Origin of the sequence: Caldisalinibacter kiritimatiensis, assembly GCF_000387765.1 — a bacterium.
In the GTDB taxonomy this organism is placed as follows: Bacteria; Bacillota; Clostridia; order Tissierellales; family Caldisalinibacteraceae; genus Caldisalinibacter; species Caldisalinibacter kiritimatiensis.
Genome location: NZ_ARZA01000203.1, coordinates 1 through 23,096, shown reverse-complemented (window position 1 = coordinate 23,096; position 23,096 = coordinate 1). Strand labels below are relative to the sequence as shown.

General features: G+C 29.7%; 26 protein-coding genes. 23 read left to right on the top strand and 3 right to left on the bottom strand.

Annotation, left to right across the window (positions count from 1 at the left end):
- Positions 1-259: 259 nt before the first annotated feature.
- From L21TH_RS08995 to L21TH_RS08980, 5 genes are all read left to right on the top strand, one after another.
- Entirely contained in the window at positions 260-1,618 is a 1,359-nt protein-coding gene (locus L21TH_RS08995) for a 6-phospho-alpha-glucosidase (RefSeq protein ID WP_006314496.1), read from the top strand.
- 17 nt (positions 1,619-1,635) lie between these two features.
- Entirely contained in the window at positions 1,636-2,382 is a 747-nt protein-coding gene (locus L21TH_RS13835) for a hypothetical protein (RefSeq protein ID WP_052002681.1), read from the top strand.
- Positions 2,383-2,404: 22 nt separating this feature from the next.
- Entirely contained in the window at positions 2,405-3,199 is a 795-nt protein-coding gene (locus L21TH_RS13830; RefSeq protein WP_162138492.1) for a hypothetical protein, read from the top strand.
- 23 nt (positions 3,200-3,222) lie between these two features.
- Complete coding sequence (locus tag L21TH_RS08985) at positions 3,223-4,629, top strand: PTS transporter subunit EIIC (protein WP_006314493.1); 1,407 nt, start codon at positions 3,223-3,225, stop codon at positions 4,627-4,629.
- 85 nt (positions 4,630-4,714) lie between these two features.
- On the top strand, positions 4,715-6,115 hold the full coding sequence (locus tag L21TH_RS08980) for an N-sulfoglucosamine sulfohydrolase (protein WP_006314492.1): 1,401 nt from the start codon (positions 4,715-4,717) through the stop codon (positions 6,113-6,115).
- A 29-nt stretch (positions 6,116-6,144) separates the two neighbouring features.
- On the opposite strand, the gene L21TH_RS08975 is transcribed toward L21TH_RS08980, so the two are convergent.
- Entirely contained in the window at positions 6,145-6,915 is a 771-nt protein-coding gene (locus L21TH_RS08975) for a MurR/RpiR family transcriptional regulator (protein ID WP_006314491.1), read from the bottom strand.
- Between the two features lie 139 nt (positions 6,916-7,054).
- Between L21TH_RS08975 and nagB the strand changes: the two genes are divergently transcribed.
- Genes nagB through L21TH_RS08955 form a run of 4 tightly spaced genes read left to right on the top strand, consistent with a single transcriptional unit; the run spans position 7,055 to position 10,157 of the window.
- Complete coding sequence (gene nagB, locus L21TH_RS08970; RefSeq protein ID WP_006314490.1) at positions 7,055-7,792, top strand: glucosamine-6-phosphate deaminase; 738 nt, start codon at positions 7,055-7,057, stop codon at positions 7,790-7,792.
- Positions 7,793-7,816: 24 nt separating this feature from the next.
- Complete coding sequence (locus L21TH_RS08965; protein WP_006314489.1) at positions 7,817-8,416, top strand: chromate transporter; 600 nt, start codon at positions 7,817-7,819, stop codon at positions 8,414-8,416.
- The gene (locus L21TH_RS08960; RefSeq protein WP_034429823.1) at positions 8,403-8,987 is read left to right on the top strand and encodes a chromate transporter; all 585 of its coding nucleotides are present in this window, start codon (positions 8,403-8,405) and stop codon (positions 8,985-8,987) included. The genes L21TH_RS08965 and L21TH_RS08960 overlap by 14 nt, the downstream gene beginning before the upstream one ends.
- Before the next feature lie 39 nt (positions 8,988-9,026).
- Positions 9,027-10,157 (top strand): anaerobic sulfatase maturase, encoded by a 1,131-nt coding sequence (locus tag L21TH_RS08955; RefSeq protein ID WP_006314487.1) that lies wholly within the window; start codon positions 9,027-9,029, stop codon positions 10,155-10,157.
- 91 nt (positions 10,158-10,248) lie between these two features.
- On the opposite strand, the gene L21TH_RS13825 is transcribed toward L21TH_RS08955, so the two are convergent.
- The gene (locus L21TH_RS13825) at positions 10,249-10,857 is read right to left on the bottom strand and encodes a DUF3793 family protein (RefSeq protein WP_006314486.1); all 609 of its coding nucleotides are present in this window, start codon (positions 10,855-10,857) and stop codon (positions 10,249-10,251) included.
- 194 nt (positions 10,858-11,051) lie between these two features.
- Positions 11,052-11,741 (bottom strand): helix-turn-helix transcriptional regulator, encoded by a 690-nt coding sequence (locus L21TH_RS13820; protein ID WP_006314484.1) that lies wholly within the window; start codon positions 11,739-11,741, stop codon positions 11,052-11,054.
- A 211-nt stretch (positions 11,742-11,952) separates the two neighbouring features.
- On the opposite strand from L21TH_RS13820, the gene isdE reads away from it, so the two are divergent.
- The 14 genes from isdE to L21TH_RS08880 form a co-directional block, all read left to right on the top strand.
- Positions 11,953-12,867, top strand: a complete 915-nt coding sequence (isdE, locus tag L21TH_RS08940; RefSeq protein ID WP_006314483.1) for a heme ABC transporter substrate-binding protein IsdE — start codon at positions 11,953-11,955, stop codon at positions 12,865-12,867.
- A 23-nt stretch (positions 12,868-12,890) separates the two neighbouring features.
- Positions 12,891-13,865 carry a FecCD family ABC transporter permease gene (locus tag L21TH_RS08935; RefSeq protein WP_006314482.1) on the top strand — a complete coding sequence of 325 codons (975 nt, stop codon included), beginning with the start codon at positions 12,891-12,893 and terminating at the stop codon, positions 13,863-13,865.
- The gene (locus L21TH_RS08930; RefSeq protein ID WP_006314476.1) at positions 13,862-14,662 is read left to right on the top strand and encodes an ABC transporter ATP-binding protein; all 801 of its coding nucleotides are present in this window, start codon (positions 13,862-13,864) and stop codon (positions 14,660-14,662) included. The genes L21TH_RS08935 and L21TH_RS08930 overlap by 4 nt, the downstream gene beginning before the upstream one ends.
- A complete protein-coding gene (locus L21TH_RS08925; RefSeq protein WP_006314471.1) occupies positions 14,659-15,165 on the top strand; it encodes a flavodoxin family protein in 507 nt (168 codons plus the stop codon). The genes L21TH_RS08930 and L21TH_RS08925 overlap by 4 nt, the downstream gene beginning before the upstream one ends.
- Before the next feature lie 15 nt (positions 15,166-15,180).
- On the top strand, positions 15,181-16,458 hold the full coding sequence (locus L21TH_RS08920; protein ID WP_006314469.1) for a coproporphyrinogen-III oxidase family protein: 1,278 nt from the start codon (positions 15,181-15,183) through the stop codon (positions 16,456-16,458).
- 290 nt (positions 16,459-16,748) lie between these two features.
- Positions 16,749-16,979, top strand: a complete 231-nt coding sequence (locus L21TH_RS08915; protein WP_006314465.1) for a FeoA family protein — start codon at positions 16,749-16,751, stop codon at positions 16,977-16,979.
- Positions 16,980-17,067: 88 nt separating this feature from the next.
- Positions 17,068-17,292: a FeoA family protein gene (locus L21TH_RS08910; protein WP_006314462.1), complete on the top strand. Its 225-nt coding sequence runs from the start codon at positions 17,068-17,070 to the stop codon at positions 17,290-17,292.
- A gap of 56 nt (positions 17,293-17,348) precedes the next feature.
- Positions 17,349-19,409, top strand: coding sequence for a ferrous iron transport protein B (feoB, locus tag L21TH_RS08905; RefSeq protein WP_006314461.1), 2,061 nt, complete (start codon positions 17,349-17,351; stop codon positions 19,407-19,409).
- Positions 19,410-19,442: 33 nt separating this feature from the next.
- Complete coding sequence (locus L21TH_RS14795) at positions 19,443-19,604, top strand: FeoB-associated Cys-rich membrane protein (RefSeq protein WP_006314460.1); 162 nt, start codon at positions 19,443-19,445, stop codon at positions 19,602-19,604.
- Positions 19,601-19,894: a DUF2325 domain-containing protein gene (locus tag L21TH_RS08900; protein WP_034429822.1), complete on the top strand. Its 294-nt coding sequence runs from the start codon at positions 19,601-19,603 to the stop codon at positions 19,892-19,894. The genes L21TH_RS14795 and L21TH_RS08900 overlap by 4 nt, the downstream gene beginning before the upstream one ends.
- 135 nt (positions 19,895-20,029) lie before the next feature.
- Positions 20,030-21,091 (top strand): YibE/F family protein, encoded by a 1,062-nt coding sequence (locus tag L21TH_RS08895; protein ID WP_006314458.1) that lies wholly within the window; start codon positions 20,030-20,032, stop codon positions 21,089-21,091.
- 65 nt (positions 21,092-21,156) lie between these two features.
- Positions 21,157-22,143, top strand: coding sequence for an Rpn family recombination-promoting nuclease/putative transposase (locus tag L21TH_RS08890; protein WP_006314457.1), 987 nt, complete (start codon positions 21,157-21,159; stop codon positions 22,141-22,143).
- 93 nt (positions 22,144-22,236) lie between these two features.
- The gene (locus L21TH_RS08885) at positions 22,237-22,677 is read left to right on the top strand and encodes an NUDIX domain-containing protein (protein ID WP_006314456.1); all 441 of its coding nucleotides are present in this window, start codon (positions 22,237-22,239) and stop codon (positions 22,675-22,677) included.
- 50 nt (positions 22,678-22,727) lie between these two features.
- Positions 22,728-23,096 (top strand): S-layer homology domain-containing protein (locus L21TH_RS08880; RefSeq protein ID WP_034429820.1); only part of this gene is annotated, 369 nt, incomplete at its 3' end.

The window sequence follows — 23,096 nt, the reverse complement described above, 5'->3', positions numbered from 1 at the left end:
CTTCCAAAGTAGACAGTCTAATTAATTAAAAATTTGGTTATCTAGAACAAACGAACGGGGTCAGGCCTGAATAATTGAATTATTCAGGCTTGGCTTTATTTTTGTTTTTGTTGGAACTTTTTCACATACCCTGTGACAATTCACAACTATTATTGTGTCATCACACATTGCTTCCAAGTACTTGTAAACACATAATTACGAAAATATAATAATATCAGAGATTATAATTCAAACAAAATATAGGGCTAGAGGTGATATTATGAAAAAGTTAAACATAACCATTGTTGGCGGTGGTAGTACATATACTGCTGCTATGTTGAAAACTATCTGTGATTATAAAGATAAACTACCAATACGTAAATTAGCATTGTATGACATAGATGAAAAGAGACAGGAGCGTGTTGGAAAGTTTGCAGAAATATTAATAAAAGAAAGATATCCAGAAATCGAAACATTTATCTATACTACAGATAAAAAAGAAGCTTTTGAGGATGTTGATTTTGCATTAATGCAAATTCGTTCAGGTGGATTAAAGATGAGAGAAAAGGATGAAAAAATTCCTTTAAAGCATCAGGCGGTAGGACAAGAAACTTGTGGAGCAGGTGGATTTGCATATGGAATTCGTACCATTCCAGATTTTATAGAATTAGTTAACGATATTAGAAAATATTCACCAAATGCTTGGATAATAAATTATTCTAATCCAGCTGCTATTGTAGCAGAAGCAACAAAAAGAGTGTTCCCAGATGACAAAAGATTAATTAACATATGTGATATGCCTATAGCTATGATGGAAGCGTTTTCAACAGTTCTAGGTACTACAAGACAAAAACTATCACCTAGATACTTTGGATTAAATCATTTTGGATGGTTTACCGCGTTATATGATGAAACAGGAAAAGACAGGTTACCAGAAATATATTCTTTCCTAAAGGAAAAGGAGATACTACCAAGTGAAAGTGAAATGTTAGATCAATCATGGCAAGATACCTTTAAACAACTTGCAGTTATGGTTAGAGATATTGATGGCTATATACCAAATACATATATGCAGTATTATTTATATCCAACAAAAATAGTTGAAAAATCTAATCCTAATTACACTCGTGCTAATGAGGTAATGGATGGTAGAGAAAAACGTGTTTTTTCAATGTTAGATGAAATTATTGAAAAAGGTACAATTGAAGGATCCCCTATTCAAAATGGAGTACATGGTGACTATATTATTGAATTAGTTACTTCTATTATCAATAATGAAAATAAGATTTTTCTAATAATTACTGAGAATAAAGGAGCAATCGAAAATATTTCATCGGATGCAATGGTTGAAATACCATGCTTAGTAAATGCCAATGGAGTAGAGCCTTTAAGAGTAGGACCAATTCCTACATTTTATAAAGGACTAATTGAAGCTCAATTAGCTTATGAAAAGTTAACAGTAGATGCATATTTTAATAATAGTTACAATGATGCATTACAAGCATTGGTTTTAAATCGCACTATTGTCGATACTCCAAAAGCTAAAGCTATTCTTAATGATTTAATAGAAGCAAATGAAGGGCATTGGCCAACATTGAAACGAAACACTAAAGATTCTTTAAATAAGTTTAAAATATAAGAGAGGAGAATATGATGATGAGCGATAAAAAAATATTTTGGTCTGAATTTCATTCTAATATTCATTCACCACAGTTAAATGATTTAGAACAATGGTATGATTTTGCAAAAGAGATGCTTGATTTTTGGGGAATAGCTTATTATCCTTTTTATATTCGTTTTTCTGAAACAGGAATGCCCCTTGAAGATATTAGGGATTCAGAAATCATTAATAAAGATTGGGAAACAATTAGAAAATTTGTAAAAGAGAAAGAAAAAACAGATGACTATGTTGTATATATGGGATACGAATGGCAGGGAAACGGAGAAGATGGAGATCACAATGTATTTTATTTAACTAATGAAGAAGAAATGGTACATCCTTTGACTTATAAAGAGTTATGTAAAAAACTCCCATTAGGACAAGCGATTGCAATACCTCATCATACAGGTTATGCAGTAGGGCATAGAGGGAAAAATTGGGATACCCATGATCATCGTTATTCACCAATTACAGAAATATATTCTTCCCATGGTTCATCTGAAAGTGATGTTGATGACATTCCATTAAATGTACATATTCACATGGGACCTAGAAGTACTCAAGGTACAGTGATGAATGGATTAAATCAAGGGAAAATTACAGGTATTATCTGTTCTGGGGACAACCATATAAATCCTGCAATAACGGGTAATGGATTCTTCGGAGTATGGGCTGATAAATATGATAAGGAATCTATCTTTAAAGCGATGTTAAATCGTAATGTATATGGTGTGACCCAGTAGTCGTATCAAATTATACTATACTTTGAATGATAACTTAATGGGAAGTATTATAGATAAAAGTAGTAATGATGAGTATAAGGCAGTTGTAGATGTTGAAGGTGGAAATGCTATAGACCGTATAGAGATTATTAAAAATGGAATTGTTGAGCATACATATGTTCATAATGGAAAATGGGAAAAAGACGAATTAAGTGGTAAAGTAAGATTTAAATTTGAATTAGAACTTGGATGGGGACCAGATATTAGAGTATACCCAGATATCACAGAGAAAAAGTGGACAGGTAAAGTTATGACTGAAGGAAAGATAATTAGTGTTGAGAAACTTTGGACTTCACCTGGACAAAAAATAACTAAGCAAGAAGAAAACGCTGTAGAGTTTGATATTACTACACGTAAAGGTGGTGTAGGTTCAGGTAAATTATCACAAAAAAACCATGCAACACCATATATACAAACACAATCAATGATTTTTGAAATAGAAGCAGATATAGATTCTAAAATTACTGTTATAATTGATGATAAAGAATATCAATATACTGTTTCAGAGATATTAAAGGAAACTCACTTAATTGGATTAATTGACGAAGCGAAGGAATTATCAAAAGAAAGATTTGGAATTAGTGAATTTTATCGTTCAGACCCATTTTGGCATAATGCCTATAAAATAAAAATCCATAAAGGTGTTCCATATAAAGCATATAAAGTAGCTTTAGATTATGTAGTTAAAGGAACAGAAAAGGATATGGATTATGTTATGGTAAAAGTTCACCAAAAAAATGGTGAAAAAGCTTGGGCATCGCCAATATGGATCAAATAAAAAGAAAATAAGGGGGAGATTTTATGGCGTTGAATTATTCGAAAATGGCCAAAGAAATTATTGACAACGTAGGAGGGCTGGAAAACGTTAACGGAATGGAGCATTGTGCTACCAGATTACGCTTAATGCTTAATGACAAATCTAAATTTAATAAAGAGGCTATTGAGGACATCGAAGGTGTTAAAGGTACCTTCTACAACTCTGGTCAGTTTCAAATTATACTAGGTACTGGGGTTGTTAACGAAGTATACAAAGAAGCTGAAAAGTTAGGTACTGCTACAGGGGGAGTAAAAGAAACTGTATATAATAATATGTCCCCACTTCAAAAGATTGTACGTGTATTTGGAGACATTTTTATACCCATTATTCCTGTAATTATTGCTTCTGGTATTTTAATGGGGCTTCGTTCATTTTTAACTCATTTAGGAGTATTAACTCCTGATTCATTTTGGTATAAGTTTTCTCAAATTTTAACAGACACACCTTTTGCATTTTTACCTGCTTTAGTTGGATGGTCTGCAATGAAGAGATTTGGAGGTACACCTATTTTTGGTTTTATTATAGGTTTAATGTTAGTACACTCAATCTTACCATCTGCTGGAGCAGTAGGTAGGGGGAACTTAGATCCGATTATTGTATCTTTATTTGGATTTAATACAAAAGTTGTAGGATATCAAGGTTCTGTTATCCCAGTTCTAGGAGTAGCTTTTGTTGCAGCTTTTATTGAAAAACGCATTAGAAAAATTATACCAAATTCATTAGATTTTATTGTTACACCTTTTGTGGTTATGACAATTGGATTATTTACAGGGTTATTTATAATAGGACCAGTTGCTCGCTTAATTGAAAGTGGAGTTGTTAGCTTATTCCAATTCTTATTTACTCTTCCTTTTGGTCTTGGAGGATTTTTAGTTGGAGGCTTACAACAAGCATTAGTTATAACAGGTTTACATCATGCTTTATGGGTTATTGATATTAATTTCTTGAGTGAAACAGGGTTTAACTTATATCAACCAATTCGTTCTGCTGCTGTTGCTGGACAAGCAGGTGCAGTTTTAGCCTTTGCTATATTCAGTAATAATAGAAAAGAAAAGGCACTTTCTATTTCGGCAGCCGTATCAGCATGGTTAGGAATCACTGAACCTGCAATATTTGGGGTTACTTTAGTTAACTTCTGGCCATTCCTATTCGGCTTATTAGGAAGTGCACTTGGTGGTATGTACTCAGCTGCTGTTGGATTAGCAGGTTCTGGAATGGGTATTGCAGTTATACCAGGTTATCTTCTACATTTACATGGAACAGTACTACAATACACAATTGTTAATTTAATATCAGGGGGAGTACCGTTTATATTAACTTACTTATTCATTAAGAGAAGAAAATTAAACAAAACAGAAAATAAACAAAATAGTAAAACTGCAACTATATAATTTTAATAAAAATTAATTGAATAACAATCTACCTGCTATATAGGTGGATTGTTATTCAATGTTTACCTTATAAGGAGGAGTTTTAATGAATATTATATATATTCACACCCATGATACAGGACGTTTAATTAAACCTTATGGTTATAATGTACCTACTCCAAATTTAATGGGATTTGCTAAAGATGCTTTATTATTTAGAAATGCTTTTTGTGGGGGTCCTACATGTTCACCATCAAGAGCTTCTTTTTTAACTGGACGCTATCCCCATTCTAATGGTATGTTAGGCTTATCTCATAGAGGGTTTGATATAAAAAATAAAGGTTGGCATATGGCATCATTTTTTAAAGATAATGGATATGAGACTGTTTTATGTGGGATTCAGCATGAAAATCGATTTTGGATACCCTTACAAAGGGGAGATGTTGCAGCTAAGGAATTAGGGTATACAAAACATATCACAGCAGATATGTCAAACTGTAAAGATGATGGAGATTTGGTAAAGTGGGATTTATTAAATGCTGAAAATGTAGTGAATTATCTTAAACAAGCCAGTGAAAGAAAAGAAAAGTTCTTTTTATCCTATGGATTATTTGCTACACATCGTGAGTATCCTGAATTGTCTGAAGATGAACTTAAGTATGATGATTTAAATCCTAATTATATACATACTCCTAAGAATACCTACAATGATGAAAAATCTAGATTAGATATGGCTAGATTTTATAAATCAGCTAAAATAGCAGATAAATGCTTTGGTAAAGTGATTGATGTATTAAAGGAAACAGGATTATATGATGAAACTGTAATTATTTTTACTACAGATCACGGTATTGCAAATCCTTTTATGAAATGCAACCTTACTGATGATGGTATAGGGATTTCATTAATTATTCGAAATCCTAAAGAACCTAATTCTCACGGTATGGTTGTGGATTCCATGATTTCTCAAATAGATGTATATCCTACACTATGTGATATTCTTAACCTCGATAAACCTGACTTTTTACAAGGTAAGTCGTTTATTGATTTATTTAAAGCTAATAAAAAAGAAGTAAATGAATATATTTATGCAGAAACCAATTTTCATACTTCTTATGAGCCAGCAAGATGTATTAGAACAAAGAGATATAAGTACATCAGATATTATGATAATTCATGGAATAAATACAATTTATCAAACTGTGATGAATCTCCTTCTAAAATTCATTTAATAAAACATGGTTGGAGAGAGAAGATGAAAGCAAGAGAATATTTATTTGATTTATATTTTGATCCAGCTGAAAGAAACAACTTAGCAAACGAACCAGAATATAAAGATATATTAATAGAATTAAGAACAGAGCTACAAAATTGGCAAGAAAGAACAAATGATCCTTTATTAGAGGGGCACATAAATATTCATTCTACATGGAAGGTGAATAAGAAAGAGTGTATTTTACCTAGTTCTAAAAACCCTGACGACTATGAGAATCTACCTGACTATTAAAAATATAAAGTATATATGCTTTTATTACTTTAATAGTCAAGTATGTTAATGCGAGATAAATAATTTAAAAATATTTCTTCTAAAATGTAATCAATAGTTAAACTTGAAGCAATACATTCATTTTGTTTTTCTTCATATATTAAGGAAATATTTGCCCAAAGATTAATATCACATAATTTAGAAAGTTGATTTTTAGATAAAGAAGTTATGGAAACTGTTGTAGCTCCTTTTTGCTTTGCAAGTTTAGCATATTCAATGATTTTAGATGTTTCTCCTGAAAATGATAGTAATAGTATAACTGAATTTTTAGTTACACTGTTTATGAAAGAAATTCTTGTTTCTTCATCGTTTTGGGGTGCAAAAAACTTTGTTTCGTAGTAATTGAAACGTTTACCTGTATAGTAACAGCTAGATTTTAACAACCAAGACCCTATTAATAAAACATGGTCTGCATTAAGCAATAGATTTACTATATTATCTATGGAGTCTTTATTCAATAACTGTGCAGTTTTTTTCATATCTTCAAACAAAAAATTCTTAGTAATACTTGAAGATGTCTTTTTATCTACTTGTGATTTATGAAATTTAATATATGAGCGAAAATCGGAGTATCCAGAGAAGTTTAATTTTTTGGCCAGTCTTAAGATAGTAGTTCTAGATACAAAACATTGTGATGCTAATTCATTAATTGAATATTTATCAATTTCATCTATATTTTGTTTAACATAATCTAGGATTTTCAAATCAGTTTCTGTTAACTTGTCCATATGTTCATTGATAAGTTTGTTTAAATATTTCACTGTTAACACCAGCCTTATAAAAGTAAGTATTTTGAAACTTTAATTATTCTACTAGAATTATACCAAAAATTCAGAAAAATGCAATAAAGGGATATGTTCAGAAATTGATTATAACTAGATAAGAGAGGTGTTAGAAAATATGAAAATTATTATTGTTGATGATTATAAGGCAATGAGTAAAAAAGCAGCAATTATAATAGCTAATCAGATTATATTAAAACCTAATAGTGTTCTAGGACTTGCAACAGGCAGTACTCCTCTTGGAACCTATAACGAATTAGTTGAACTTCATAAAGAAGGAATCATAGATTTTAGTCAAGTTACAACTTTTAATCTAGATGAATACTATGACTTATCTCCTGATAATACCAATAGTTATCATTATTATATGATGAATAATTTATTTCAATATATAAACATTGACTTGGAAAACACCAACATACCTAATGGTATAACTGAAGATATAGATAAAGAATGTGAGTCTTACGATCAAAAAATTATTCAAGCAGGTGGTCTTGATTTACAATTATTAGGGATAGGTGCAAATGGACATATTGGATTTAATGAACCAAATATTAAGTTTGAGTCTAAAACTCATTTAGTTGGATTGGATGAGAAGACGATAAATGATAACTCAAGGTTCTTTGAAAACAAAGAACTAGTTCCAAAGAAAGCTATTACTATGGGAATTAAAAATATTATGCAAGCTAGAAGTATTCTTCTGCTAGCAAGTGGTATAGATAAAGCAGATGCTATTGAAAAAACTGTTCACGGTAGTATAACACCTAAAGTACCAGCTTCAGTACTACAATTACACCCTAATGCAACTCTTATAATAGATAAATTAGCTGCTTCAAAATTAAAGACTTTATCCTAAATATAAAGAGGATGTGATAATGTAATGAAGAAACAACAAATTAAATTACTTTTTAATATTTTTATAACCTTTTTTAAAATAGGATGTTTTACTTTTGGTGGAGGATATGCAATGATTCCATTAATTCAAAGAGAATTCGTAGATAATAAAGGATGGGTAAAGGAAGAAGAAATTGTAGATGTTTTTGCAATAGCTCAAACAGTACCTGGGGCTATTGCTATAAACTCATCTTCTTTTGTAGGCTATAAGATTGCAAATAGGAAAGGGGCAATTGTAGCTACTTTAGGTGTAGTATTACCATCATTTTTAATTATAGTATCTATTGCTATGTTTTTTATAAAATTTCAGAACCATCCTATAGTGGACGCTATTTTTCAAGGAGTTCGTCCTGCGGTTGTTGCATTAATATTAGCAGCAGCAATTAAAGTTGGCAAGACCTCCATAAAGGATATTACGGGAGCTGCAATTGCAGTTGTTTCTGGTATTTTAGTTATTTTTGTTAATGTAAATGTTATTTTTATTATAATATTGGGTGCAGTTATAGGAGTTACAATTTATAAGTTTCTACCTAATAAAGCCCATAAAATAATGGCCGCTGGGAGTGACAAAGGTGATATATGCTAAGTTATTTATAACTTTTATCAAACTGGGGTTATTTAGTTTCGGTGGAGGATATGCAATGATTCCATTAATTCAAAGTGAAATAGCCTCAAATGGTTGGATGACTACATCAGAATTTGCCAATATTATAGCAATCGCAGAAATGACACCTGGGCCAATCGCCGTAAATTCGGCTACTTTTGTAGGGTATAAGACGGCTGGGATACTAGGTGGTTTTGTAGCAACAATAGGTGTAACTATTCCTTCTTTGATGATTATTTTACTTATATCAAAATATTTTTTTAAATTTCAAAAACATCCCATTAACACAATGGTTTTTTATGGTATTAGGCCAGTAATTGTTGCCCTTATAACAATTGCTGCTATTTATGTAGGAGAAACTACTTTTTTAAACTATCCAATATCAAATATAGATATCTTTGATTTTTTGAGCAACCCATTACAAGTAGTTAATTTATCTGGTATTTTGATATTTATAGGCGTTTTACTAGCTGTAGCTAAATTTAAGGTTAATCCAATGGTTGTAATTTTAGGTTCAGGTGTATTAGGAGTTGTATTATTTTATTTAGTTTAGTTTTGATCAAAGTTGATGATATTAGCGAGGAGTGATGTGATGGCATCTATTACTGTTTTGATAAAACCATCCTCTAGCTCTTGTAACATGAGATGCAAATACTGTTTTTATCATGAAATAGCTGAGAATAGAGCTATTAACAATTATGGAATTATGAATAAAGATACAGTAGATATACTCATTCAAAGAACCTTTGAGTATATAGGAGAAAATGGCATAGTCAATTTTGCATTTCAAGGTGGAGAACCTACTTTATGTGGAATTGAATACTTTAAATATTTTGTAAAGAAAGTAGATGAGATAAGAAAAGGCAAAAACATTAATGTAAACTATACTTTACAAACTAATGGTCTACTTATAGATGATGATTTCGCTCAGTTTTTTAGTGAAAATAACTTTCTTTTAGGGGTATCTATAGATGGACCTAGTATTATACACGATAAGTATAGAGTCGATTGCAAAATGCAACCAACCCATTCTAAAGTTATGAGAGCAGTAAGGATATTAGAGCGTTATAATGTAGAATTTAATGTTCTTTGCGTAGTAACTAAAGATGTTGCACATCATCCAAAAGAAGTTTATAGTTTTTTTAAAGACAATAATTTTAGATATATTCAATACATTCCTCATATAGATGAGTTAGGCAATGAACAAGGAAACCCGTTTTCATTAACTACCGAAGACTATGAAAGCTTTTTAAAATACACCTTTGATTTTTGGTATAAAGATTTCATGTCGGGGAGCGGTATTAGCATTAGATATTTTGATAATATTGTTGATATATTGTTAGGTTTTAATCCAGAAATGTGTTCAATGCAAGGCCATTGTTCAATAAATATGACAATAGAATCTAATGGTAATGTTTATCCGTGTGATTTTTATGTGCTTGATCAATATTTACTAGGAAATATAAAAGAAAATAGCTTTTGGGAAATGCAGAACAGTGTTAATGGAAGAAAATTTTTAAAACAGTCTAATGTTTTAAAAGAGGTATGCTATCATTGTGAATTTTTAAGTTTATGTAGAACTGGATGTAGAAGACATAAAGAGCCTATGGAAAATGGGCAATTGAAACGAAACTGCTTCTGTGAAGCATACAAAAACTTTTTTAAATATTCAGTACATAGATTTCGACTTATTGCAGATACAGTTAGAAATAGTTATAATTAGATAAATGAAATTTACATATAGGTAAATATTTTATATCATTATGGGGAAAAGCTATGCTTGAAGTATTTAATCTACTTCAAGCATGGCTTTTTTAGCTTATAGCTCTAATAGAAAGTACTACTTTTTTAAAAGGAAGAGTTTGACACATTTCTAGCATCCTAAGCTCAGATTCTTTAAATTTTGCAAGAACTTCATCTGAAAGCTTAGGATTACCATAAACTTTCCATGCTGTTGTTTTAATATGCTTTAGACTAGGGTGTCCTATAAAACCAATTACATCTTTAAGTGGGTATCCAAAGAATATACCGAATTCAGGGGGGAGGTTATTGTAAATTAATTTAGATTCTAATTGGTTTATATAGTATTCTGTATTCATTGTGATTATATAGCCTTTTGTTTTTAAAAAATTAATAACATTTTTTCTTGAAAGTAGCCTTTTAAATGCTTTTAAGTTATAAACAACAATTTTGATAGAATGATTATTACTATGAACAATTCTATATCGAATAACAGAACTATCTTTAAAAAACAGCTCAATATCCTTTAAAATTTTATTAATAAACTTAAATTTTTTATGAAAGCAAAATATGTGCATTGGTTTTACTCCGAATATTGTAGGACCAAGCCTCATTAATATATTGAGTTTTCTATATTTATCATAGCTTTTTAAGCAATCTGCATACAAACAAGCAATCGACATATAAATCACTCCTTAAATATATAAATTAGCATATATGCGATAATGATAATGATTATCAATTAAAACATATCGTATATTTTGGTCATTGTAAATATATTTAGTAAAGTTATAAATTTACATAAAAAGACAAGGGGGATTATTTAGGTATGGGATTATCGTATTTTATATAGTTTATTAGAATGGCGTTATTAAATCTAGATGTTATAATTATTTTTTTCATATTTAGCTGTATTCTTTCTATATTCATTAGGGGTTATTCCTGTGTATTTTTTGAAAGTAGAACAAAAGTAACTTTGGCTATTAAAACCACATTCTATTGCTATATCTAATATAGATTTTGAAGTATCTTTAAGTTTGCTTTTACTATTTTCTATTTTAAGTTTATTGATATAGTTAGAAAAACTATAACCGGTATTTTCAACAAACAGGCTTGATAAATAGTTTTTACTTACATGAATTGCAGTTGAAACTTCATCAAGACTTAGATTTTCATCTATATGATTATGAATATAGTTTATAGCTTTGCATACAATTGGATTTTTCATATTAAAACATTTTTTTATCAAGATATTAGAGTAGTTTATTATCATTTCTTCACCTAACTTATATAATTCACTTTTTTCATTAGTTTTTTCGATTTTCGATATAAAATTATTTCTTATGTTATATAGATAATATTTACAAACCTTTTTGTTATAGAAATTATTGTACAAATGTTGATTAAGTAATATAAGATGATTTTTAATAGACCTTACCTTTAAACCATTTCCTAAGTCATAACAGGTATAACATTCATATAGTTTTTTATAGACTTTTAATATAGATTTTTTATCCCCTATGTCCATCTTATTTATTAACTCTTCTTCTAATTCAAATAATTTCATTAAAATCCTCCTTTTATTAAGCATGATCTAATTTCAAAAAATAGTTAAAAAAAAGTGGAATATATTTAAAGAAATTTTATAAAATATAACCTATAATAATATTGAAAATGATATTCATTATCAATATTATAGGATATTAAATAATTCAATTCAATAAAAAATTGATTAAACTATAATAATTTAACATTATAACGTTTAAGGAGGTTATTTTATGAAAAAGAAACTAGCTTTGTTTTTGTGTTTAACGTTAGTGTTAGTAGGAGTTGTGGGATGTAGTGCATCTCAAGTTTCAGGGAAAATTGAGAATAAAGAAAATCAAGAAACAAGTAAAAACTATCCAGAGAGAACTGTAGCAGGTACTGTTGCGGTAGTAGAAATGCTAGATTTGTTAGATGTAGAAATGGTTGGAGTACCTAATAGTAGGTATAAGTTACCTGAAAGCTGTAATAAAGCAAAAAGGATAGGAAAACCTATGACGCCAGATATTGAAATAATAAAATCTTTAAATCCAGACATATTTGTTTCAGTATCTTCATTACAACCAAGATTAGAAAAGGAACTAAAGGATAGCAAAATAAAATCACTTTTTATCACCAATAATTCCTATGATGATATGTTAGATTCAATAAAGATACTTGGAGACACTTTTGGAAAACAAAAAGAAGCTAAAGAATTTATAGATGAAGTAAACTTTAAAGTAGAGGGAATTTTGAAAGAGACAAAAGATATGCAAAAGCCTAAAGTTATGATTTTGTTTGGGACTCCAAAAAGTATTATGTTAGCAACAGATAAATCCTTTGTGGGAAGTTTAGTTAACGAATTAGGTGGGATAAATACAACTCAACTAATGGGAAGCTTTAAAGAAGCTTATGTACCTATAAGTATGGAAAACGCATTGAAAACTCAACCAGATATCATACTTAGATTAACTCATGCTAGTCCAGAGGATAGTAAAAAAATGTTTGAAAAAGAATTTTCAAACAACCCAATATGGATGAATTTTAAAGCTGTTAAAAACGGAAATGTTTATGATTTAGACAACAATTATTTTGGTGTTTCAGGAAACATAAGATTAGTAGGAGCAATAGAAAGATTAGGTAAAATACTATATCAATTAGACCAATAAAGTAAAGTGATAGGGGATTTGGAATGAAAAAAGTATTAATCATTTTAATTTCTATACTAATGTTTATAATAACTGTATTATTAGCTATCGGTGTAGGAAGTGTTAATATTCCTGTAAACGAGTTATTAAAAGTATTATTAGATAAAGGAGATATGATAAATAAATCAATAATAGTGGATATTAGATTGCCAAGGGTTTTAATTGCTGCATTAGTTGGTGCCAATTTAGCAGTTTCAGGTGCACTTTTACAATCTGTGATGAAAAATCCCTTGGCTGACCCAGGAATTATAGGAGTTTCGTCGGGTGCAAGTTTAGGAGCCATTATTATAATGCTAATAGTTCCACAGTATACGTATTTAGTACCTTTATTTGCTTTCTTTGGAGGAGTTTTAGCAACTTTTTTAATATTTATTTTAGCATGGAAACAAGGGATAAAACCAGTAAGAATAATTTTATCTGGAGTTGCAATAAACGCTATGTTAGGAGGTGCTACTTCTTTAATATCAGTATTAAATAGTGATAAGATTCAGGGAATACTGATGTGGATAAACGGAAGTATTTCGGGTAGAAGTTGGAACGACTTAAATATGATTTTAGTATATAGCATCATAGGTTTGATATTATCATATTTCTGTATAAGACCAGCAAATATACTATTATTATCCGATGAAAAGGCGGTCAATTTGGGCTTTAATGTAAATAGGAGTAGAGTATTACTTTCTTTATTGGGAGCCTTTCTTGCTGGGATATCAACTTCTGTAGTTGGGGTAATTGGATTTATTGGATTGGTTATACCACATATAAGCAGACTTGTTATAGGTTCAGATTATAAATATTTATTGCCACTTAGCATGATTGGTGGAGCCACTATGCTACTTTTAGCAGATACTTTTGCAAGAATTATAGCAAAACCCATAGAGCTTCCAGTAGGAACTATAATGGCAGTAATAGGTGGTCCTTTCTTTTTATATTTGCTTAGAAGGGGGGGGGATAGGTGAATGCAGTTAAGATATCTAATTTGTGTTTAGGTTATGGAAAAAAGACTGTTATAAGAGATTTTACGATAGATATTCAAAAAGGACAGATTGTATCTATAATAGGACCTAATGGTTCTGGAAAATCAACAGTTCTAATGTCATTAGCAAAATTGTTAAATCCTCAAAAAGGAATAGTTTATATAGGAAAAAACAATATCACACGCATGAGTAACAAAGAAGTTTCTAGAAGTGTTTCAATTCTTCTTCAACATAATACTTATCCTTCTGATATAAGCGTTAGGGATTTAATATATTATGGAAGATTACCTCATAAAAAATGGTATCAAAGTAAAGATGAAGAAGACCAAAAAGTAATAGCTTGGGTTATTGAAAATACTAACCTTCAAGAATTGCAAAATAAAAAAATTAATTGTCTATCTGGTGGAGAAAGGCAAAGAGTTTGGCTAGCAGTAGCATTAGCGCAGGAACCAAAGGTATTGTTGTTAGATGAACCAACTACTTATTTGGATATTTCTCATCAATTAGAATTATTAGAACTTGTTAAGAAACTAAACCAAAAATCTAATATGACAGTAGTTATGGTTCTTCATGACTTAAATCAAGCAGCAAAATATAGTGATAGAGTTATTGTTCTAAAAAAGGGACAAATAGTTTCTGATGGTGCTCCAAAGGAGATATTAAAAAAAGAATTGATAAGAAAGGTTTATAATGTAGATTCAAGAATTTATTATGATGAAATAGATGGTCACCCTATAATTATTCCTAATAAAAACAAATTAGAAGGAGAGAGAATATGAAGATTTTATTAATATATTCAAGTAAAACAGGAAACACAAAAAAAGTAGCAGAAGGAATATACAAAATACTACCAGAGGGTAGTGTGTTAGCACCAGTAGAAGACAATGTTAATCCAGAAGAATTTGATTTAATAATTATAGGCTTTTGGGTAGATAAAGGTATTGCTGATGAAAAAGCTAGAAAATACATGAAAAACATAAAAGGTAAAAAGATAGGTCTCTTTGGAACTTTAGGAGCATATCCAGACTCAGAACATGCAAAGAAATCTATGAGAAGAACAAAAGAAATTGTTGAGTATGAAAATGAAATTGTGGGAGAGTTTTTATGTCAAGGGAAAATAGATTCTAAGCTAACAAAAAACTTTGAAAAATTACCTCCAAATCATCCTCATGCTATGACAGAAGAGACAAGAAAAAGACATGAAGAAGCAAGTAAACATCCTAATGAAGATGACATAGAAAAAGCTCAAAGCGTATTTAAAGATTTAATTTATTCATTATAAGAAAGGTGATAATAAATGATTTTAGACCAAAATAGATATACAAATAGGTTAAAGTCACATCATAATTTTAGAGAAAATTTTAGATATTTAGTTAAGGGTAGTAAGAGTTTAAGTGACCAATTAAATGAAAATTATATAAAGAATAGAAAAGGAGCAATATATATTCATATTCCTTATTGTACTAATATATGTACTTTCTGCAATATGAGACGAAGCTTAAAAGTTCCATCATCAGATTATGGAGATTTGATAGTAAAGCAAATTAAAAATTATAGTAAATATGCTTATATTAAGAATAGTAAATATGATGCAATTTATTTTGGAGGAGGCACTCCTACGACTCTTGATAAAGAGGAATTAGAAAAAATACTCAAAGCTATAAAAGATTATCTTCCATTAACTGAAGATTGCGAGATAACTATTGAAACAAGTATTTCAGATCTTACTGATGAAAAAATTCAAATGTTTAAGGAACAAGGGGTGAATAGATTTAGTATAGGTGTTCAAACCTTTTCCAACAGGGGAAGGCTTATATTAGGTAGACGAGGAACAAAGGAAATTGTAATAGAAAAATTAAACAAACTAAAAAAAGAAGGTTTTTCAAATGTAAATATAGATATTATATATAATTATCCTGAACAGGGTTTAGCTGATGTTGTAGAAGACATAAACATTGTTAAAAAACTAGATTTGGCCGGCTTTTCATTATATTCTTTAATAATAAATGAAAAAGCTTATTTGAGTAAAAAAATAAAAAATCCAGAAGCTTACTATAAAAATAATTTTGAAAGAGAAAAACTGTTTTTTAACAGTATTGTAGAAAACACTAAAGATAACGGTTTTGATTTTCTAGAGTTGACTAAATTAGTAAGGTCAAAAAGAGATAAATACAAGTATATAGTAAGAAGATATGAGGGAGAAGATACTTTACCTTTAGGAGCAGGAGCCGGAGGATATATTGGAAATATTTTAGTTATGAATTCTCTTGATTTAGATAGTTATAGAGAAGAAATACAAAACATAAAAAGTGTAAAATGTACAGAGATGAATTCACTTTATGATTTTATTAATAAAGTAGTTGGACAGATACAGATGACTAAATTGGATTTAAATAGCATACAAAATGCAAACCACGGAGAATGTATTAAAGATTTTATGGATCATTTAATAAATGAGGGTTTTGTAGAGAAGAAAAACTACCAGTACCATTTAACAACTAAAGGGATTTTCTGGGGGAATAATATATCTAGTGAGTTGTCAAATATATTAATCAATAAATTTAGGCAACTGTAATAAATGTTTAAATTAACATTTATGAATAGTCGGGGTTAGCAACCTGGCTATTTTATTAAAATAGAGTTTTTTATGGATATATAGCAATATTTATAGCATTTATTAAATAGATGATAATTTTTGTCGTTTTTTCATATAATAAAATGGTTGCATTGATGAAAATAATATGGTATTCTATAGATGAAATTGAAAATCGTTATCAATTACATTAAAAACTTATTCATTTTATCTGTATATGATTTATAGCTATAGATACTTATAAAATTATATATAATGTAGGAGGGCTGGTTATGAGAGCTTTACCACTAAATTTTCTCAATGTTGGAGAAAAGGGTATAATAGATACTATTGTAGGAGGCAAGAAAGCAGCAAAAAGATTAATAGAATTGGGGTTAAATAAAGGTACTCAGGTTGAGATTGTGAGAAATGAAGGGGGACGTATGATAGTAGCTTTAAGGGGAAGCAAAATAGCTATTGGAAGAGGGGTTGCACAAAAAATTATGGTGAATACTGTAGCATAGATTTATTGTTTTGTTTTTAATTGAGAATGATTTTCAATATCTTCAACAAAAGCTTGTTTTTATCAATTAATAAAAGGAGGCAGAATGCATGGATAAAACATTAAGAGATGTAAAAGTAGGTGAAACGGCAAAAATAAAAAAGATTAAGGTAAAAGGACCTTTACGTAGAAGACTAATGGACATGGGAATAACAAAAGGAGAAGACATTTTTGTAAGAAAGGTAGCTCCACTAGGTGACCCTATTGAAATAAATTTAAGGGGATATGAATTAACCCTAAGAAAAGAAGATGCAGAAAATATAATAGTGGAATAATATTTTTTTAAGCCTAAATGAGAATAATTATCAACAACGATAAGGAGGGTATTATTTTGGCTAATACAGTTGCAATTAAAGATACTAGTAAATCACATAAAATTGCATTAGTTGGTAATCCCAACAGTGGGAAAACTACATTATTTAATGCTTTGACAGGAAGTACGCAGTATGTTGGAAACTGGCCGGGAGTAACAGTAGAAAAGAAAGAAGGAAAACTAAGAAAATCAAAAACTAACATCAATATTATAGACTTGCCAGGCATATATTCATTATCTCCATATACTTTAGAAGAAGTCGTTGCAAGAAATTATATTACAGATGAGAAGCCAGATGCAATTATAAATATAATAGATGCAACAAACATAGAAAGGAATTTGTACTTAACAACTCAGTTAAAAGAAATCGGAGTACCTATCATCATTGCATTAAATATGATGGATGTAATAGAGAAAAATGGGGACAAAATTGATGTTAATTTATTAGAGCAAAAACTAGAAATGCCTATAGTACCTATATCAGCTAATAAAGGTACTGGAATCGAAAAGCTTGTAAAAGAGTGTGAGAAGGTAGTAAGTGATGGTGTATCATTACAACAATCAGTAAGTATGTTCCAAAAGGATTTAGAAACTTCAATAAAGGATATTCAGGATAAAGTAAGTCACTTAGCTGAAGAGGAAGGCTACAACAGTAGATGGCTCTCGATAAAGCTATTAGAACAGGATGAAAAAATATTAGAGAAAATATCAATTGATAATGATATAGAAGAATATATAGACAAAATAATAGAAAAGTTAGAAACAAAATATGATGATGATATGGAAAGTATACTAGCTGACCGAAGATATGAATTCATAGATAAGATTGTGAAAGTAGCTGTGAAAAAGAAAAATAAAGGTAATTTGACCACATCAGATAAAATAGACAAGGTAGTAACAAATAGAATATTAGCAATACCTATATTTTTAGCTATTATGTGGGTTGTTTACTACGTATCCATTCAAACTTTAGGTGACTATACAATTGGATGGGTAGAGGAAGGAATAGGACTTTTAGCAGATAAAATTTCTTTATTATTAACTAGCTTTAATGCAGCAGAATGGTTACATGCTTTAATTATAGATGGTATTATTGGAGGGATAGGGTCTGTATTAGTATTCGTTCCACAGCTTATGATATTATTCTTCTTTATATCTCTTTTAGAGGACAGTGGATATATGGCAAGAGTAGCCTTTGTAATGGATAAATTCTTCAGAAAATTTGGATTGACAGGAAAATCATTTATTCCAATGTTAATAGGTTCTGGTTGCTCTGTTCCTGGAATTATGGCAACAAGAACACTAGAAAACGATAAGGATAGAAAGCTGACAATACTATTAACACCATTTATTTCATGTGGAGCTAAGCTTCCTATTTATGTAATGTTTGCATCAGCGTTTTTCCCACAAAATAGTGGAGTTGTTGTATTTACAATTTATGTATTGGGGATAGTAGTAGCTATATTATCTGGTATATTACTTAAAAACACAGTTTTTAAAGGAGAAAGTGCTCCTTTCGTAATGGAATTGCCACCTTATAGAGTTCCAACAATTAAGGGGTTATTAATTCATATGTGGGATAGAGGAAAAGCATTTTTAAAGAAAGCAGGGACAATTATATTTGCAGCATCAGTTATTATATGGTTCTTACAATCCTTTAGTCCTTCACTTTCTTTAATAGAAGATATATCTAATAGTATATTAGCATCAATTGGGAGAATTATTTCACCGATATTCAAACCCCTTGGATTTGGAGATTGGATTTCATCTGTTGCTATATTTACAGGATTAGTAGCTAAAGAGGTGGTTGTTGCGACATTTGGAATTTTAAGTGGAGTAGGAGAGGTAGCTGAGGATTCAGCAGAGCTTATTTCTAATATCCAAGTAATGTTTACACCATTAAAGGCATGGTCATTTATGGCATTTAACCTTCTTGCTGCACCGTGTATAGCAGCAATAGGAGCAATGAAAAGAGAGTTTAACTCATGGAAGTGGACTTTATTTGCTTTAGGATATCAAACAAGTGTAGCTTATTTAGTAGCTTTATTAATTTATCAAATAGGGAAACTAGTTGTTTAATTAAATAGTATTTTAAAAGGGAGGAAAGGAGTTATGATTAACTATTTAATCGGCGGGGTGATAATAGGAACAGCATTGTATATAGTATTTAAAAACATAAATAAATTTGTGAAAGGAGAAACTAGCTGTAGTGGTTGTTCTGGTTCTTGTAGCACTTGTGCAATCAGTCATAATAATAGGAATGATGCCAAATGAGTATAGTCTTAGTCGGAGGACATGATTGTATGCACAATGAATATAAAAGAACATGTAAAGAATCAGGACATAATATCAAGGTATTAACTCAGATGAAAGCTAATTTTCATAAAAGAATTGGTTCACCTGATGCTATCATTATATTTACAAGTACAGTTTCTCATAAGATGGTTCAATCAGCCATTAAAAAAGCAAAGAAGAAAAATATACCTATTATTAGAAGTCATACTAGTAGCAAAAGTGCTCTTAAGAATATAATAAATAAATTAGAGAAAAAAGTTTCAAATTAAAGTTAAACGGTAGACGGGGTCAGGCCTGAATAACTTAGGCTTGACCTTATTTTTCTATCATAAAATTATTCCTACTGAAATAGTAATTTATTAAGTGTTTTATGCTTGTCTAAATTATTATCAGGGGGAAATAGTATGAAGATAAAGATATTATTAATTTCTATAGCATTAATGTTATTAGTTAATAGTGAATATAGTATGGCAGTAGATAGTTTACAGGTAACTGGAGAAGTTATGGATGTATCTATTAAAAAAGGAGATTATGTTCAAGAACAGTTAATAAAAGTAAAAATACTAGAAGGAAAGTATAAAGATAAGATTGTACTTGTAAGACACCAAATCCTTGAATATTCGTTACACAATTATGAATTAAATACAGGGGATAAAGTGTTGATTAGTTTGTCCTATGATGAGAATAATAGATTAACTCCTAAATTAATCAGTGTATGGAGGTTAGAACATTTAAAAAACTTAAGTATTATCTTTTTAATACTATTAGTGATATTCGGAGGATTGAAGGGTATATTATCTTTAACATCATTGGCAATTTCAGGATTCATTATTATTAAATTTATAATCCCTTCAATATTGAAGGGGTATGATGCTATAACAATTTCGGTAATGGGAGCTTCAGTTATAATAATTGTAAGCTTTATACTTATATCTGGATTTACTAAAAAAAGTTTGGCTGCAATAATAGGTACAACAGGAGGTACCTTTGTAGCAGGGTTATTATCTAAAATATATAGCTATAGATGCCATATAAGTGGATTAGCAGATGATGATGTGATGTTTCTAGTTACTAACATAGGTTTAAAAATCAACTTTAAAGGGTTATATATGAGTGCAATAATTATAGGTACTATAGGAGTAGTTATGGATGTAAGTATGTCTGTTACTTCTGTAATATTTGAAATTAAAAGAAAAGCTCCTAGAGCACATTTTAGAGAGCTTATGGGCTCAGGGCTAAAGGTAGGAAAAGACGTAATGTCTACTATGGTAAATACTCTTATACTAGCTTATGTAGGTAGTTTTATGCCTTTACTTATTATTTATATAACCTCAGATGCATCTTTTACATATGCATTAAATACAGAGCTTTTGAGTATTGAGATTATAAGGAGCTTATCTGGGAGCATTGGATTAATACTTACTATACCCTTAACCTGTTTTGTAGCTAGTATTATGGCTAAATGATATTTGTCTTATCTGAGAGTCAATATATATGATATAATATAAATAAAAGGAAAAGAGGGATGAAAATGGCACAGTATCCTTTAATGAGCCCCTTGGTAGACTTTGTATTTAAAAAAATATTTTCAGGAAGTAAAAAAAGTAAAATACTATTGATCAATCTATTGAATGCTGTATTAGGATTAGAAGAAGGAGAAAAAATAGAAGATCTTACATACTTAAATCCATTCAATGACAAAGAATACAAGGAAGACAAAATATCAATACTAGACATAAAAGTAAAAACACAAAAGGGAGAACTAATAGATATAGAAGTGCAGGTAACAAATGTTGACAACTATAGAAAAAGGGCATTATACTATTGGTCAAGGATGTATACAGAGACAATAGAAGAAGGAGACCCATATGATAGATTAAAAAAATGTATAGTAGTAAATTTTCTAGACTTTAACTTACTAAAAAATACAGAAAAATATCATAGTATATTTAAAATAAAAGAAATAGAAGAGAATTTTGTACTACTAGACGATTTAGAGATACACTATATAGAACTACCTAAATTCAAAGAAAAAGAAAATATAAATGAGCTTAATGACTTAGAGAAATGGCTAACTTTTTTAAAGGATGCAGGAAAAGAAGGAAAAAAAGAAGTCATAGAAGACCTAAGAAATAAAAGTGAGGTGATAGATATGGCTGGAGAAATGCTAGAAGAATTGAGTAAAGACGAATTAGCAAGACAGATGTACTACCAAAGACAAAAGTGGATTATGGACGAGAAATCAAAGAAAGCATATGCAGAGTTACAACTTCAAAGAGCTAAAGAAAAAGCTTTAAAGGAAGGTAGAGAAGAAGGTATAAAAGAAGGTATAAAAGAAGGTATAAAAGAAGGTATAAAAGAAGGTAGGAAAGAAGGTAGGAAAGAAGGTAGGAAAGAAGAAAAGATAAAAATAGCAAAGAATTTGCTAAAAATGAAAATAAACATAGAAACAATAATAGAAGCAACAGGACTATCGAAAGAAGAAGTAGAAGAAATAAAGAAATCAATGGAAAATTAATAAGATATATTAAATTGTCGTCGCCCCTAAATTATTCTATAAAAAACTTTGGGGGGTGACGACAATTTTAAGTATAAGGAAAGGAAGTATAAAATGAGATATCCAGAACCTACAGTTGGAGCTATAATTTTCAATCCAGATAAAAAAATACTTCTATGTAAATCAAGTAAATGGGACAACAATTATGTAATCCCAGGTGGACATATTGAGTTAGGTGAAACAATGGAGGAAGCTTTAAGAAGGGAGGTATTAGAAGAAACGGGATTAAAGATATATGACATCAACCCAATAGGTATAACAGAAAGTATTTTTAGCGATGCATATCATCAGCAAAAACACTTTATATTTATTGCATACATTTGTAAAACAGACTCATATGACGTTACATTAAATGAAGAAGCAGAGGAATATAAGTGGGTAGATTTAAAAGAAATTGAGGATTTAGAATTAGATGGATTTACTGAAAGTTTATTAAATAAAATCAGAAATAAAGAAGGGCGTAATAATAAGGTAGAGATATTTTATAAATATTAAACGGGGTCAGGACTGAATAAGTGAATAATTTTGAAAGGAGAGATTAACAAATGAAAAAAATAGTTTCAATTTTAATGTTTTTTGTATTATTTACATGTCTAATACCTTTACAAAACACTTATGGAGATAATAATGAAAATTTCAATGAAGAAATAATGGAAATTCTTAATAAGGAAAATTATAATGAACAAGAATTATTTAATGCAATTGAAAAAGAGCTAGAACAAAGAGAAAATCACTTCAAACAAATAGCCAATAGATTTTCAGACATGGGTAATCATTGGGCCGATGTAACAGTTGGAAAATTAGTAGAATTAGGCATATTAGATGGTTACGGAGATGGTACATTTAAGCCAAATAATACTATAACTAGAGCAGAGTTCTCAAAAGTTGTAAGAACATCACTAAAGCTAGATTTA

What these genes read in the sequence shown, in the direction of transcription:
- L21TH_RS08920 (WP_006314469.1), top strand. Translation starts at nt 15,181, where the DNA reads ATGATTTTAGACCAAAATAGATATACAAATAGGTTAAAGTCACATCAT.
- L21TH_RS08910 (WP_006314462.1), top strand. Translation starts at nt 17,068, where the DNA reads ATGGATAAAACATTAAGAGATGTAAAAGTAGGTGAAACGGCAAAAATA.
- isdE (WP_006314483.1), top strand. Translation starts at nt 11,953, where the DNA reads ATGAAAAAGAAACTAGCTTTGTTTTTGTGTTTAACGTTAGTGTTAGTA.
- L21TH_RS08965 (WP_006314489.1), top strand. Translation starts at nt 7,817, where the DNA reads ATGAAGAAACAACAAATTAAATTACTTTTTAATATTTTTATAACCTTT.
- L21TH_RS08980 (WP_006314492.1), top strand. Translation starts at nt 4,715, where the DNA reads ATGAATATTATATATATTCACACCCATGATACAGGACGTTTAATTAAA.
- L21TH_RS08915 (WP_006314465.1), top strand. Translation starts at nt 16,749, where the DNA reads ATGAGAGCTTTACCACTAAATTTTCTCAATGTTGGAGAAAAGGGTATA.
- L21TH_RS08900 (WP_034429822.1), top strand. Translation starts at nt 19,601, where the DNA reads ATGAGTATAGTCTTAGTCGGAGGACATGATTGTATGCACAATGAATAT.
- L21TH_RS08925 (WP_006314471.1), top strand. Translation starts at nt 14,659, where the DNA reads ATGAAGATTTTATTAATATATTCAAGTAAAACAGGAAACACAAAAAAA.
- L21TH_RS08985 (WP_006314493.1), top strand. Translation starts at nt 3,223, where the DNA reads ATGGCGTTGAATTATTCGAAAATGGCCAAAGAAATTATTGACAACGTA.
- L21TH_RS08885 (WP_006314456.1), top strand. Translation starts at nt 22,237, where the DNA reads ATGAGATATCCAGAACCTACAGTTGGAGCTATAATTTTCAATCCAGAT.
- L21TH_RS08935 (WP_006314482.1), top strand. Translation starts at nt 12,891, where the DNA reads ATGAAAAAAGTATTAATCATTTTAATTTCTATACTAATGTTTATAATA.
- L21TH_RS08995 (WP_006314496.1), top strand. Translation starts at nt 260, where the DNA reads ATGAAAAAGTTAAACATAACCATTGTTGGCGGTGGTAGTACATATACT.
- L21TH_RS13825 (WP_006314486.1), bottom strand. Translation starts at nt 10,857, where the DNA reads ATGTCGATTGCTTGTTTGTATGCAGATTGCTTAAAAAGCTATGATAAA.
- L21TH_RS08955 (WP_006314487.1), top strand. Translation starts at nt 9,027, where the DNA reads ATGGCATCTATTACTGTTTTGATAAAACCATCCTCTAGCTCTTGTAAC.
- nagB (WP_006314490.1), top strand. Translation starts at nt 7,055, where the DNA reads ATGAAAATTATTATTGTTGATGATTATAAGGCAATGAGTAAAAAAGCA.
- L21TH_RS13835 (WP_052002681.1), top strand. Translation starts at nt 1,636, where the DNA reads ATGAGCGATAAAAAAATATTTTGGTCTGAATTTCATTCTAATATTCAT.
- L21TH_RS14795 (WP_006314460.1), top strand. Translation starts at nt 19,443, where the DNA reads ATGATTAACTATTTAATCGGCGGGGTGATAATAGGAACAGCATTGTAT.
- L21TH_RS08895 (WP_006314458.1), top strand. Translation starts at nt 20,030, where the DNA reads ATGAAGATAAAGATATTATTAATTTCTATAGCATTAATGTTATTAGTT.
- L21TH_RS13820 (WP_006314484.1), bottom strand. Translation starts at nt 11,741, where the DNA reads ATGAAATTATTTGAATTAGAAGAAGAGTTAATAAATAAGATGGACATA.
- L21TH_RS08890 (WP_006314457.1), top strand. Translation starts at nt 21,157, where the DNA reads ATGGCACAGTATCCTTTAATGAGCCCCTTGGTAGACTTTGTATTTAAA.